Genomic DNA, 12,465 nt, shown 5'->3' with positions numbered 1-12,465 from the left:
CGCCGGACCACATTCGGCTTTATCACTGGGGAGCGGCGCAGGCCTTTTTCACGACGGAAGAAGCCGCGCTGGCCCTGGGTATGGGCGAAACCCATACGGTCGAGGCGATCGAGGCGCTGGCGGAATTCCATCTGGTCGCGCCCGTGAACGGCTCGGAAATCCTGGACGATCTGCGCAATCCCAGTCCCTGGTGGCGCGCCGTCCATCCGCACCTGGCCGCCGCCCGCATGGCGAGCACGGAGTCACGGCTGCGCCGACGCCTCTACGAGCTGACCGCACGGCGCGACTCGCTGACCGCCCTCGCCTCGGCCTACCCGGCCCGCCCGCACCGGGGTGCGGAGGCGTCCGAGGTGATCGAGGTGGTGGACTCCCTCGACGACGTGATCACGCTGATCGAGCAGGCCAGCGCCGAGTGCGAGCAGGAGATGATCACCTGTCAGCCCGGCGGCGGCCGTCCCCCGTCGGAGCTGGAGCAGGCGGTGGCCCGGGACACCGCGTTGCTGGCCCGGGGCGTGCGGATGCGCACGCTCTACCAGCACTCCGCCCGGCGGCACGCGCCCACCCAGGCCTATGTGGACCGGGTCTCCCCGGCGGGCGCCGAGGTGCGGACGATGACCGACCTGTTCGGGCGGCTGATCGCCTTCGACCGCAGGGTCGCCTTCGTCCCGCACCCCCAGCGCCGGGGCGGTGCCGTGGTGCTGCGCTCCCCGGCCGCGGTGGCGTTCCTGTGCGACGCCTTCGACCGGGCCTGGGACCACGCCACCCCGTTCTGCGGGTCCGAGCGCACCCGGGTCGCCGTGGACGACCTGCGCCAGGCCATCCTGCGGCTGCTGAGCAGGGGCCTGAAGGACGAGGTGATCGCCCGCCGCCTGGGCATCTCGCTGCGCACCTGCCGCAAGCACATAGCGGACCTCTTCCAGGAGCTGAACGCCGAGAGCCGCTTCCAGGCGGGGTATCTCGCGGCCACCCGCGACCTGCTGCGGGAGAGCGCCGGCTAGCGGACGCCGGCACGGCGAACACGGCGACGGCCGGGGTGGCCGTGAACCTCACCGGTTCACGGCCACCCCGGCCGTCGTGTCGGTCCGCCGCGGACCGTGGACGTCAGAGCGTCTTCGCGGGCTTCTCCTCCGGCGTCGCCGGTCCCACGATCAGCCCCTCCCCGAACGCGTCCACCCGGATGGTGTCCCCGTCCTTGACCTCGCCGGAGAGGATCTCCCTGGCCAGCCGGTCGCCGATGGCGGTCTGCACCAGGCGGCGCAGGGGGCGGGCGCCGTAGGCCGGGTCGTTGCCCTCCTCGGCCAGCCAGGCGAGGGCCTCCGGGGTGACCTCCAGAGCGAGCCGGCGGTCGGCGAGGCGCTTGGCCAGCCGGTCGATCTGGAGCCGGGCGATCCGGACCAGTTCGTCCTTGGCCAGGGCCGAGAAGACCACCAGGTCGTCCAGCCGGTTCAGGAACTCCGGCTTGAAGGACTGCCGGACCACCTCCAGCACCTGCCGCTTCTTCTCCTCCTCCCCGAGGACCGGGTCGACCAGGTACTGGCTGCCCAGGTTCGAGGTGAGGACCAGGATCGTGTTGCGGAAGTCGACCGTGCGGCCCTGCCCGTCGGTGAGACGGCCGTCGTCCAGCACCTGGAGGAGGATGTCGAAGACCTCGGGGTGCGCCTTCTCCACCTCGTCGAGGAGAACCACCGTGTACGGGCGGCGGCGGACCGCCTCCGTGAGCTGGCCGCCCTCCTCGTAGCCGACGTATCCGGGCGGGGCGCCGACCAGCCGGGCCACGCTGTGCTTCTCGCTGTACTCCGACATGTCGATACGGACCATCGCCCGCTCGTCGTCGAAGAGGAAGTCGGCGAGGGCCTTGGCCAGTTCCGTCTTGCCGACACCGGTCGGGCCGAGGAAGAGGAAGGAGCCGGTGGGGCGGTCCGGGTCGGCGATCCCGGCGCGGGAGCGTCGTACGGCGTCCGACACCGCTCGTACGGCCTCGGTCTGGCCGATCAGACGGCGGCCCAGCTCGTCCTCCATGCGGAGCAGCTTCTGGGTCTCGCCCTCCATCAGGCGCCCGGCCGGGATCCCGGTCCAGGCGGCCACCACGTCGGCGATGTCGTCGGAGCCGACCTCGTCCTTGACCATGGTGTCCCGGGAGGTCTCCTCCTCGGCCTCGGACGCGGCCTCCAGCTCCTTCTCCAGCTGCGGGATCTCGCCGTACAGCAACTTGGAGGCGGTGTCGAAGTCGCCGTCGCGCTGGGCGCGTTCGGCGGTGCCGCGCAGGGCGTCGAGCCTCTCCTTCAGCTCGCCGACCCGGTTCAGGGACTGCTTCTCGCGCTCCCAGCGGGCGTTGAGGCCGCGCAGGTCCTCCTCCTTGTCGGCGAGGTCGCGGCGCAGCTTCTCCAGGCGCTCCCGGGAGGCCGGGTCGGTCTCCTTCTCCAGCGCCAGCTCCTCCATCTTCAACCGGTCGACGGAACGCTGCAGTTCGTCGATCTCGACCGGGGAGGAGTCGATCTCCATCCGCAGTCTGGAGGCCGCCTCGTCGACCAGGTCGATCGCCTTGTCGGGGAGGAAGCGGGAGGTGATGTAGCGGTCGGAGAGGGTCGCGGAGGCGACCAGCGCCGAGTCCGCGATCTGCACCTTGTGGTGGGCCTCGTAACGGCCCTTGAGACCACGGAGGATGGCGATGGTGTCCTCGACCGTCGGCTCGGCGACCAGCACCTGCTGGAAGCGCCGCTCCAGCGCCGGGTCCTTCTCGATGCGTTCGCGGTACTCGTCGAGCGTCGTGGCGCCGACCATGCGCAGTTCGCCGCGCGCCAGCATCGGCTTCAGCATGTTGCCGGCGTCCATGGCGGAGTCGCCGCCCGCGCCGGCCCCGACGACCGTGTGCAGCTCGTCGATGAAGGTGATGATCTGCCCGTCGGAGTCCTTGATCTCGGCGAGGACGGTCTTGAGCCGCTCCTCGAACTCGCCCCGGTACTTCGCGCCCGCGACCATCGCGCCGAGGTCCAGCGACACCAGCCGCTTGTCCTTCAGCGACTCGGGCACGTCCCCCTTCACGATCCGCTGGGCGAGCCCCTCGACCACGGCGGTCTTGCCGACGCCGGGCTCACCGATGAGCACGGGGTTGTTCTTGGTCCGGCGGGACAGCACCTGCACGACCCGGCGGATCTCGGTGTCCCGGCCGATGACGGGGTCGAGCTTGCCGTCCCGGGCGGCGGCCGTGAAGTCGGTGCCGAACTTCTCCAGCGCCTTGTACTGGCCCTCGGGGTCGGCGGTGGTCACCCGGCGCCCGCCACGCGCCTTCTGGAACGCCGCCACCAGCTTCTTCGCGGTGGCCCCCTGCCGGTCGAGGACCTCGCCGGCGGCGCCGCCCTTCGCGGCGATGCCGATGAGCAGGTGCTCGGTGGAGAGGAAGTCGTCGCCGAGCTCCTTGGCGCGTTCGCCCGCGTCGGCGAGGACCGCGAGCAGCTCGCGGTTGGGCTGCGGGGGCGCGACCGTGGACCCGGTCACGCTGGGCAGCGCGGCCAGCGCGCGCTCGGCGCCCTGGCGTACGGCGGCCTGGTCGGCGTCGACCGCCGCGAGCAGGTCGGTGATGTTCTCGTTGTCCTGCCCTGCGAGCAGAGCCAGCAGCAGGTGGGCAGGCGTGAGGTCCGCGTGCCCCATGGTCACGGCACGGTTGCTGGCCGCGTTGATCGCGTCCCGGCTCCTGTTGGTCAGCTCGGCGTCCACGTTCGGGTTCTCCTCCTCGGCGTCGTACGACTGCTTCAGCCAACGTACATAAAGTTGAGTCTATTCCACTCAAGGTGTGGCCGGGAGTCCTTCCGGCGGCTGCCTTCCGGACCATGAGTACGTATCGCGTGAACCCTGCCGCACCGGACGAGGCCTACGTGGCCTTCTGGCGGGAACGCCACCTGTGCACCCTCACCACCCTGCGCCCGGACGGCAGCCCGGGGCCGGCCCGGGTGATCACGAACAAGGCGAGCGCGAAGGTGTCGCACGTGCCGGCCGCGGGGCCGGACGGAGCCCGGGTCGCGGTGTGCCAGGTGGCCGGACGGCGGTGGGCGACGCTGGAGGGCCGGGCCCACGTCCGGACCGAACCGATGGGGGTCCCCCCGCTCGAGCGAAGCCGAGAGTGGGGGAGGGTGGCGGAGGCGGAGCGGCGGTACGCCGAGCGGTACGAGCGGGTGCCGGGGGAGAACCCGTCCCGGGTGGTCATCGAGATCGAGGTGGAGCGGGCGCTGGGCCGGGGATGAGGAACGGAGGCGGGGGCGGGGTGACCGACCCGTTCCGACGGCGGATTTCAGCCACCGTGCGGCCTGGCCGAAACCCGCCGATACCCGGAAATGTCCCCCGAAAACTGCAGCGGCGTCACCGTGTTCAGGTCACGGTGACGCCGCTGCGGGGGGAAGTACCTGAGCGATCTTTTACGACGGGGGAATCGCGTCAGGCACTGCGGGGGGTGGCCGAGATGGTCCTCACGTCCGGAACGTCCGGCTCAGCCAGCCGGTGGTCCCGTTGGTCAAGGTTTACAAAGATCATTCCGTACCGGACGGCACAGCGCACGGGCTGCGGCGCCCCTCGCGGCTTGCGCAGACACCGGTACGCCCGTACGTCCTCGTCATCGTCCCGCGTGACGACCACCGGTTCACCGAAGACGGTCACCATCAGGGAGTCACCGCTGTGGGGGATGGCGGTGACCAGGTCGATGAAGTGCCAGCCGGAGCGATAGGCGGTGGCCATTTCGCGCCGGAAGGATCGGTCGTCCGGTGGGGTGGTCACGTCCTCAGCTCCCGGCGCTGTCGTTTGTGTCGACCGTAGAAGCAGTGCTGTCGGCAAGCGTGGTCGATTCGGCGACCGACGGCCACCTCGTGTCCGCCCGGACGTCGCCCCCCGTACCGGAGAGACCGCCGACTATCCCGGCAGCCGCAACGGCGAAGAAGGCGGCGACAAGTACCGAGCGAAGCGATCTCTTGTTCATCTTCGGCTTCGTCCTCACTTGAAGGTCCCCTCTTCCCCCGTACGAATAAGACGATGGCTCATTCGGGCACGTCATGGCCACACGATCGGTGCATCATGTTCCTGCATGTTCAGGACCCTGGGGGGTGGAGATTTGACAACGAAACAGACCAAAGTGGCACATCCCCATGCGGTGACCGAACTGTGTGAAGAAGGTGGCCGACTTTATGCGACCGCCCTGCGTACGGGACGCATCTCCCGCGCGGACGCGGAACCGGCTCCCTGCCTGATGGAGCTGGCTCTGCTGCGCCCCGACCTCGACGACCCGGAGTGGCTGCGCCCGGTCTCTCCGGCGGTCGCCCTGGCTCAGCGGCTCAACCCCCTGGAACAGGAGATAGCCGAGCGCCGGCAACGGTCAATCGAATTGTCCGAAGCTTTCGAGCCGTTCATCGCCCTGGGCATGCAGACGGCGGCACCCACGGACTCGATCTCCGTCCTGGAGGGCAGCGACCGGATCAACGCGGCCCTCGACCTGGCCACCAACCAGTGCCAGAGCGAGGTGCTCACGGTCCAGCCGACCAACCGGTTCTCCGAGCGCACCTTCCTGCAGGGTCTGGAGCGCGACCGGCCGCTGATCGAACGCGGGGTGCGGATCCGCACCCTCTACCAGCACACGGCCCGGTACAACCCGGAGAAGCTGTCCTACGTGGAGCACTTCGTGGACGGCAAGGTGGAGTACCGCACGATCGACGAGCTGGTGGAACGGCTCATCATCTGCGACGAGACCGTGGCCTTCATCCCCACCCGCGACGACCAGCAGGTCGCCCTGGAACTGCGCCACCCGGGACTGGTGCGGTACCTCATCAAGGTCTTCGAGTTCATGTGGAACCGGGCGACTCCGCTGAACGCCGGCGCCCCCTACGAGACCGCCCCGGACGGCATCACCGAGATCCAGCACTCCATCGCCAAGCTCCTGATCGAGGGCCATGTCGACGAGGCCATCGCCCGCCGGCTGGGCATGAACGTGCGGACCTGCCGCGCCCACATCGCCAAGCTGGCCCTGGCGCTCGGCAGCGGCAGCCGCGCCCAGCTCGGCTATCTCATCGCCCAGTCCGGGATCCTGGACCAGCGGCTCCCGGAGGAGGGAGGCACCCGTTGACCCCCGTCCCGCACGCCGAGCACGGCATCGAGGACCTGTGCGCCGCGGGGACGAAACTGTACGAACGCGCCCTGGACGGCGGACACCTCGCCGCCGGGGACACCGTCGAGGCCCCCTGTCTCGTCGATCTCGGTCTGCTGCAGCCGGCGCTGGACGACCCGGGCCGGCTGGAACCCGTGGCCCCGGCCGTCGCCCTGAACCGGCGGCTGCGCGGCGCCCGGGCCCGGATCGCCGACGAATGGCGGCGGGAGGAGCGGCTGGTCGAGTTCTTCGCCCCGCTGATGCGCATCGCACCGCAGCTCGCGACGACGGCGGACTCCCCCGCGCTCCGGCTGCTGAGCGGCACCCGGCGGATCAACCAGGCCATCGAGGAGGCCATGCCGCAGGCCCGGCGGGAAGTCCTGTGCGTCCAGCCGCACACCGGTATGGTCGGCGAGCGCGGCGAGCTCGCCCACTCCGCCTCCTACGGCCGTGACCAGGCCTTCCTCGACCGCGGCGGCCGTATCCGGGTGCTCATCCAGCACTCGATGGTCCACCTGCCGGGCATCCTGGCCTACAACGAGCTGCTGACCGGTGACAACGAGGTGCGCGGCCTCGACGAGCTGCCCGACCGGCTGATCGTCGTGGACGACAGGGCCGCGTTCCTGCCCGCCGACGCCGACGGCAGCCTCGCCCTGGAAGTCCGCCACCCCACCCTGATCAGCTACCTGAGCACGGTCTTCGACCGGCTCTGGCGGCTGGCCACCCCCGTCTACCCGCACCGCGAGCACCGCCCGTCCGTCAACGGCGTCACCCCCCGCCAGGGGGCCATCGCCGCCCTCCTCGTCGAAGGCCACACCGACGCCGTCATCGCCGAACGCCTCGGCATGAACATCCGCACCGCACGCGACCACATCGCCCGCCTCGCCACCACCCTCGGCAGCGACAGCCGCGCCCAACTCGGCTACCTCATCGGCCGGTCCGGGATCCTTGACCAGGCAGGCTGACCACGGCCGGCGACCCGCTCGCCCCGCCCGGCGGCCGGTCCAGCCCCACCTGCGCTATCCGCACGCCCAGCTGGGTACGGCTGGCCGCGCCCAGCGTCTCCGAGAGACGGGCGATATGGGCCCGGCAGGTGCGGACGCTGATGCCGAGGCGCTCGGCGATGACGGCGTCCTGGTGGCCCTCCGCGAGGAGCGCCGCGATGGACTGCTCGCGGTGCGAGATGCCCTCGATACCGGTGTCGGGGAGCGGGGTGGTGAGCGGGATCGCCAGCCGCCAGAGCCGTTCGAAGACCGTGACCAGGTACTCCACCAGGGCGGGGTGGCGCAGCTCCAGGGCCATCGTGCGGTCCGCGTTGGCGGGGATGAAGGCCACCGTGCGGTCGAAGAGGATCAGCCGGTCGATGACCTCGTCGAGGGTGCGGGCCTCCACCGCGTCGCCCATCAGCTCCAGGTAGTTGAGCAGGCCCTGGCCGTGCCGGGCGACATGGTTGTACAGGTCGCGCATCCGCACGCCCCGGCCGCGCAGGGCCACCGCCCGGTGCAGGCCCTCGGTCAGCTCGGACTCACGCCGGATGCCGCCCGGCTGCACGGTCAGCACCTCGGCGGTGCACGCCTGAGTCGCCTCGTCCATGGCCGCCTGGATCCGGGACAGCCCGTCCAGGACCCGGATCGCCGAGGTGCCCTCGGCGGAGGCCGACACGGCCCGCAACTGCCGTCCCAGACCGGCGTACCAGTCGAACGCGGCCACCGCCGAACCCACCCGCCGCTGGCTGTCGGTGACCTCGTCGTAGACCCCGCGCAGCAGCCGGGTCATGACCTCCTGCGGGGAGGTCGGCACCAGCCAGTCCATGTCGTCGGGGTCGGGGTGCAGCAGCGCCAGCTCCAGCAGGCAGGGCACCGTGTCGGCGTCGGTGCGCGGCACCCGGCCCCGGCGCACGGCCCGGGAGTACACGCGGTCCCCGGCGGCGCACAGTCGGTCGGCTCCGTGTGGATGCTCCTCCGTCCCGTGCCCGGCCATCGCCCATTCCACCCCCGGTTTGCTGCCTCTTCCGCAGCGCAACTATGAGCGGTCCGGACCGGCTCCGCAACACGGCTCCCCCCGCGCGGGGCGTCCCCATAACCGGATACGGCTGGATATCGCCCCGCCTCCGCAGCCCGCGTTGCAACAAGCTGACGGTGGTGGCCGGGAGGTGTGCGCGGCATCGTTGATGTCGCTTCCCACGGGCGTCGCCGGACACCCGGCGGGGCCCCGGGCCGTCCTCCCCCGATTGGCCCGGGGCCCCGTGCGACGCACCCACGGGGGAGGTGCGTCGCAGGGAGGGTCGCTCGCGGGCACGTGGCCCGGCGGACCCGGCGAATCCCCGAAATCCGCCAGTGATCGCCGTGTTACGTGCCCGCTCTAACGTCCCTCCATGGCGGACATATTTGACGCGTACGCGTTGGCCGACGCGTGGGACGAGATGTTTGAGCGGCCGGGTGAGGTCAGGACCGCCTATGAGCCGGTACTGGCGGCGCTCCAGCCGATCGAGCCGAGTGAACTGCGCTTCCGGGCCGACCAGATGGCCCGTGCCTTCACCGACCGGGGGGTGACCTACGCCTTCGCGGGCGAGGAGCGGCCCTGGCCGCTGGACCTGGTGCCCAGGATCCTGGACGCCCTGGAATGGGATCTCATACAAAGAGGCGTGAGCCAACGGGTCAGAGCCCTGGAGGCCTATCTCGCCGACGCCTACGGGCACGCCCGCGCCTTCGAGGACGGGGTGGTCCCCTGGCGGCTGCTGCTCTCCTCGCCGCACTTCCACCGGGCCGCGCACGCGGTCGAGCCGGCCGGCGGGGTGCGCATCCATGTGGCCGGAATCGACCTGGTCCGTGACGAGGCCGGCGCCTTCCGGGTCCTGGAGGACAACGTGCGGGTGCCGAGCGGGGTGTCGTACGTCATCGAGAACCGCAGGGCGATGACCCGGATCTTTCCCTCGCTCTTCGCCGAGCAGCACGTCCTCCCGGTGGACGGGTACCCGGCACGGCTGCTGGCCGCCCTGCGCGCCGCCGCCCCCGGCGGGGCCGCGGGCGACCCCCGGGTGGTGGTGCTCACCCCCGGTCCCAGCAACGCGGCCTACTTCGAACACGCCCTGCTGGCCCGGCTGATGGGCGTGCAGCTGGTGGAGGGCCACGACCTGGTGTGCCGCAGCAACCGGGTGTGGATGCGGACGACCCGCGGCGAGGTGCCCGTGCACGTGGTGTACCGGCGCCTCGACGACGACTTCCTCGACCCCCTGCACTTCCGCCCCGACTCGGTGATCGGCTGCCCCGGCATCCTGAACGCCGCCGTCGCCGGGAACGTCACACTCGCGAACGCCGTCGGCAACGGCATCGCCGACGACAAACTCCTCTACACCTACGTCCCGGACCTGATCCGTTACTACCTCGGCGAGGAACCGATTCTCCCCAATGTGGAGTCCTACCGGCCGGACGAACCGGGCCAGTTGGAGGCGGTCCTGGACCAGCTCGACCAGCTGGTGGTGAAGCCCGTCGACGGGGCCGGCGGCCAGGGCATCGTGATCGGACCGAAGGCCGACCGGGACACCCTGGAACGCACTCGCAAAGCCGTCGTAGCCGACCCGCGCGGCTTCATCGCCCAGCGTCCCGTCGCCCTCTCCACCTCCCCCACCCTCACGGGTGACCGCATGGCCCCCCGCCACATTGACCTGCGCCCGTTCGCCGTGAACGACGGCACGGACATCTGGGTGCTGCCCGGCGGCCTCACCCGGGTCGCCCTCCAGGAGGGCAACCTGATCGTCAACTCCAGCCAGGGCGGCGGCTCCAAGGACACCTGGGTACTCGCCGAGGGCCCCGCCGAGCGCCCGGCGCCGGCCGGCGCGGGCCCGATCCCCGCGATCGCCCCGCGCCGCCTCGGGCCCGACGGCACCCGTGCCGTCGTAGCGGAAGGAGCGCAGCAGCAATGAACGACGTGATCCTCTCCCGTATCGCCGAGTCGCTGACCTGGACCGGACGGTACGTCGAGCGGGCCGACGCCACCGGCCGCATCCTCGACGCCTATCTGCACCGGATGCTGGAGGACCCCTGGCGCGACGAGGACGTCGCCTGCCGCTCGCTGTACGCGATCCTCGGCGTGGACGCCGGCGCGGAGCGGGTGGACATGCAGCAGGTCCTGGACCAGCTCGCCTTCGACGCCCGCTCGACGGGATCGATCGAGGGCGCGCTCGGCGCGGCCCGGCTCAACGCCCGCAGCGCCCGGGAGGCCGTCTCCTCCGAGATGTGGGAGTGCCTCAACTCGACCTGGCACGCGCTCGGCGACCAGCGCCGCGCGGCCCGCCGCACCGGCCCCTACGCCTACCTGGAGCTGGTCCGCAGCCGGGCCGCCCTCTTCTTCGGCCTCGCCGACTCCACCATGAGCCGGGACGACAGCTGGCGGTTCGTCGTCCTCGGCCGGAGCCTGGAGAGGGTGGATATGACCGTACGACTCCTTTCGGTACGGGTGCTGGACGCGGCGCACGCGCCGGACTGGACCACGCTGCTCAGCGCGAGCGGCGCCGACGAGGCGTACGCGCGGGTGCACAGCGGGTTCGGGGACACCCCGCGGGTGGCCGAATACCTGCTTCTGGACCGGGACTTCCCGCGCTCGGCGCTGCACGCGCTGACCACGGCGGAGGAGTGCCTGGCCGCGCTCGGCCGGCCCCGCCAGGACCCGGCCCGCTCCCCGATCGGCCGGGCCCGCACCCGCCTGGAGTACCTGGACACCGCCACCCTGGAGGCACAGCTTCCCGCACTGCTGCGGGAGTTGCAGCAGGCCTGCATGACGTCCGCCGACGCGGTGGCGGAGCGGTTCTTCCCGTACCAGGGGCCCGTCGAGTGGGCCCAGGAAGGAGCCTGACATGGCTCGTCGCCTCCGCATCCGGCACACCACCCGGGTCTCCTACGCGCAGCCCGCGGCCTCCTCGCACAACGAGGTCCGGATGACCCCGCTGACCCTGCCGGGGCAGACGACGCTGGACGCCCGGGTCACGGTGCAGCCGGCGACCACCGTCTGGTCGTACTGGGACTACTGGGGCACCCAGGTCACCGGCTTCGACCTGCCGGACCCGCACGGGGACCTGACCATCACGGCGTCGAGCCTGGTGGAGACGTCGCCACCGGAGCCGTTGCCGGAGGCGCCGACGTGGGAGGAGGTGGCCGAACGGGCCGCGGGGTCACGGCTGTGGGAGTTCGTGTGCGGGACGTCCCGGACGTCGGTGCCGAAGAGGCTGGTGAAGAAGGCGCTGGGTGCCGCGGGCGGGCTGGGGCCGCACGAGACGGCGGTGGCCGTGTCCGAGCTGGTCGCCGACCGGGTGGCGTACCTGCCCGGGGCGACCGGGGTGAACACGTCGCCCGCGGAGGCGTGGGCCCAGCGGGCGGGGGTCTGCCAGGACATCACGCATCTGACGATCGCGCTGCTGCGGGGGGTGGGGCTGCCGACCCGGTACGTCTCGGGGTATCTGCATCCGGAGCGGGAGGCGGAGTTGCACCGGCCGGTCGCCGGGCAGAGCCATGCGTGGATCGAGTACTGGGCCGGGGAGTGGTGCGGGTACGACCCCACGAACCGGGTGCGGGTGGATGAGTCGCATGTGGTGGTGGCCCGGGGGCGGGACTATGACGACGTCACTCCGCACAAGGGGATCTATCGGGGGGTTCCTGGAGGGCTTCCGGAGGTGAGTGTGGTGTTCACAAGGGTCGCGTAGTCGGGTGCGGGGCGGTGGGGGCTGGTCGCGCCCACGCGGCGGAGCCGCACACGGACACTGTCCCGCGCCCCTGAGGGGCGCGCACAATCGGCGTATGGCCAAGAGGTGGGCGTCGGTCTGTGGATTGGTTCTGCTGCTTCTCGCGGGGTGTGGGGGCGGTAGCGGCAGTGCGTCCCCCTCGCCCTCCGCCCAAGCCCCTTCCCGCCCCCACAAGGACGGGCATCTCACCTTCACGTTGCTGTCGTTGCGCTGTGGGTTGACGGCGGTGTCCGGGTCGCACAGTGAGGCGCAGCCGGAGGGGCAGTTCTGCTGGGCGCGGTTGCGGGTGGAGAACAAGGACCCGGAGTTCCACACGTATGTGGTGGGGCGGCAGCGGCTGGCCGGGGTGAGCGGGCGGCGGGGGCTGCCGGACTCCTTCGCGATGGCCGTGCGGCGGCAGCACGACAGTGTCGACATCGGCGGGCACGATCTGATCGAGGTCGAGCTCTGGTACGACGTGCCGCGGGGCGCGCGGGTCGGCGGGGTGCGGGTGTCCGGGGACCGGGACCGGGTCGGGTTCATGAACAGCAGCCCCGTTCCGTACGCGCGGAACGGGGTGCTGATCGCGATGAAGCCGCTGACGGGGTGGTAGCGCCGGCCCCGGAGGGGC

General features: G+C 71.4%; 12 protein-coding genes. 8 read left to right on the top strand and 4 right to left on the bottom strand.

Features of this window, described 5'->3' with window-relative positions; genetic code table 11:
- Nucleotides 1-80 precede the first annotated feature (80 nt).
- Complete coding sequence (locus ACFZDK_RS12905; protein ID WP_390972047.1) at nucleotides 81-998, top strand: LuxR C-terminal-related transcriptional regulator; 918 nt, start codon at nucleotides 81-83, stop codon at nucleotides 996-998.
- Between the two features lie 103 nt (nucleotides 999-1,101).
- Here the strand turns inward: ACFZDK_RS12905 and clpB are convergent, their stop codons facing one another.
- A complete protein-coding gene (gene clpB / locus ACFZDK_RS12900; protein ID WP_390972046.1) occupies nucleotides 1,102-3,714 on the bottom strand; it encodes an ATP-dependent chaperone ClpB in 2,613 nt (870 codons plus the stop codon).
- A 113-nt stretch (nucleotides 3,715-3,827) separates the two neighbouring features.
- Between clpB and ACFZDK_RS12895 the strand changes: the two genes are divergently transcribed.
- Nucleotides 3,828-4,238, top strand: a complete 411-nt coding sequence (locus ACFZDK_RS12895) for a pyridoxamine 5'-phosphate oxidase family protein (RefSeq protein ID WP_390972045.1) — start codon at nucleotides 3,828-3,830, stop codon at nucleotides 4,236-4,238.
- A 190-nt stretch (nucleotides 4,239-4,428) separates the two neighbouring features.
- On the opposite strand, the gene ACFZDK_RS12890 is transcribed toward ACFZDK_RS12895, so the two are convergent.
- Both ACFZDK_RS12890 and ACFZDK_RS12885 read right to left on the bottom strand, forming a co-directional pair.
- Nucleotides 4,429-4,725, bottom strand: a complete 297-nt coding sequence (locus tag ACFZDK_RS12890; protein WP_330461901.1) for a (2Fe-2S)-binding protein — start codon at nucleotides 4,723-4,725, stop codon at nucleotides 4,429-4,431.
- A 43-nt stretch (nucleotides 4,726-4,768) separates the two neighbouring features.
- Entirely contained in the window at nucleotides 4,769-4,981 is a 213-nt protein-coding gene (locus ACFZDK_RS12885; protein WP_390972044.1) for a hypothetical protein, read from the bottom strand.
- Between the two features lie 87 nt (nucleotides 4,982-5,068).
- On the opposite strand from ACFZDK_RS12885, the gene ACFZDK_RS12880 reads away from it, so the two are divergent.
- A complete protein-coding gene (locus ACFZDK_RS12880; RefSeq protein WP_390972043.1) occupies nucleotides 5,069-6,100 on the top strand; it encodes a helix-turn-helix transcriptional regulator in 1,032 nt (343 codons plus the stop codon).
- Nucleotides 6,097-7,086 (top strand): helix-turn-helix transcriptional regulator, encoded by a 990-nt coding sequence (locus ACFZDK_RS12875; protein ID WP_390972042.1) that lies wholly within the window; start codon nucleotides 6,097-6,099, stop codon nucleotides 7,084-7,086. The genes ACFZDK_RS12880 and ACFZDK_RS12875 overlap by 4 nt, the downstream gene beginning before the upstream one ends.
- Here ACFZDK_RS12875 and ACFZDK_RS12870 read toward each other — a convergent pair.
- Entirely contained in the window at nucleotides 7,049-8,101 is a 1,053-nt protein-coding gene (locus ACFZDK_RS12870; protein WP_390972041.1) for a LuxR C-terminal-related transcriptional regulator, read from the bottom strand. The two genes, ACFZDK_RS12875 and ACFZDK_RS12870, sit on opposite strands and share 38 nt — an antisense overlap.
- Before the next feature lie 394 nt (nucleotides 8,102-8,495).
- On the opposite strand from ACFZDK_RS12870, the gene ACFZDK_RS12865 reads away from it, so the two are divergent.
- The 4 genes from ACFZDK_RS12865 (at nucleotide 8,496) to ACFZDK_RS12850 (ending at nucleotide 12,447) form a co-directional block, all read left to right on the top strand.
- Nucleotides 8,496-10,043 carry a circularly permuted type 2 ATP-grasp protein gene (locus ACFZDK_RS12865; protein ID WP_390972040.1) on the top strand — a complete coding sequence of 516 codons (1,548 nt, stop codon included), beginning with the start codon at nucleotides 8,496-8,498 and terminating at the stop codon, nucleotides 10,041-10,043.
- Nucleotides 10,040-10,972, top strand: coding sequence for an alpha-E domain-containing protein (locus tag ACFZDK_RS12860; RefSeq protein ID WP_355725256.1), 933 nt, complete (start codon nucleotides 10,040-10,042; stop codon nucleotides 10,970-10,972). Before ACFZDK_RS12865 ends, ACFZDK_RS12860 begins: the two co-directional genes overlap by 4 nt.
- A 1-nt stretch (nucleotide 10,973) precedes the next feature.
- Nucleotides 10,974-11,816: a transglutaminase N-terminal domain-containing protein gene (locus ACFZDK_RS12855; protein ID WP_390972039.1), complete on the top strand. Its 843-nt coding sequence runs from the start codon at nucleotides 10,974-10,976 to the stop codon at nucleotides 11,814-11,816.
- A 265-nt stretch (nucleotides 11,817-12,081) separates the two neighbouring features.
- The gene (locus ACFZDK_RS12850; RefSeq protein ID WP_390972038.1) at nucleotides 12,082-12,447 is read left to right on the top strand and encodes a hypothetical protein; all 366 of its coding nucleotides are present in this window, start codon (nucleotides 12,082-12,084) and stop codon (nucleotides 12,445-12,447) included.
- Nucleotides 12,448-12,465: the final 18 nt, after the last annotated feature.

It is taken from the genome of Streptomyces sp. NPDC007901, from assembly GCF_042959465.1.
Classification (GTDB): Bacteria; Actinomycetota; Actinomycetes; order Streptomycetales; family Streptomycetaceae; genus Streptomyces.
This window is presented reverse-complemented; position numbering and strand designations above follow the sequence as displayed.

What these genes read in the sequence shown, in the direction of transcription:
- ACFZDK_RS12860 (WP_355725256.1), top strand. Translation starts at nt 10,040, where the DNA reads ATGAACGACGTGATCCTCTCCCGTATCGCCGAGTCGCTGACCTGGACC.
- ACFZDK_RS12890 (WP_330461901.1), bottom strand. Translation starts at nt 4,725, where the DNA reads ATGGCCACCGCCTATCGCTCCGGCTGGCACTTCATCGACCTGGTCACC.
- ACFZDK_RS12905 (WP_390972047.1), top strand. Translation starts at nt 81, where the DNA reads ATGGGCGAAACCCATACGGTCGAGGCGATCGAGGCGCTGGCGGAATTC.
- ACFZDK_RS12870 (WP_390972041.1), bottom strand. Translation starts at nt 8,101, where the DNA reads ATGGCCGGGCACGGGACGGAGGAGCATCCACACGGAGCCGACCGACTG.
- ACFZDK_RS12880 (WP_390972043.1), top strand. Translation starts at nt 5,069, where the DNA reads ATGTTCAGGACCCTGGGGGGTGGAGATTTGACAACGAAACAGACCAAA.
- ACFZDK_RS12895 (WP_390972045.1), top strand. Translation starts at nt 3,828, where the DNA reads ATGAGTACGTATCGCGTGAACCCTGCCGCACCGGACGAGGCCTACGTG.
- ACFZDK_RS12855 (WP_390972039.1), top strand. Translation starts at nt 10,974, where the DNA reads ATGGCTCGTCGCCTCCGCATCCGGCACACCACCCGGGTCTCCTACGCG.
- ACFZDK_RS12865 (WP_390972040.1), top strand. Translation starts at nt 8,496, where the DNA reads ATGGCGGACATATTTGACGCGTACGCGTTGGCCGACGCGTGGGACGAG.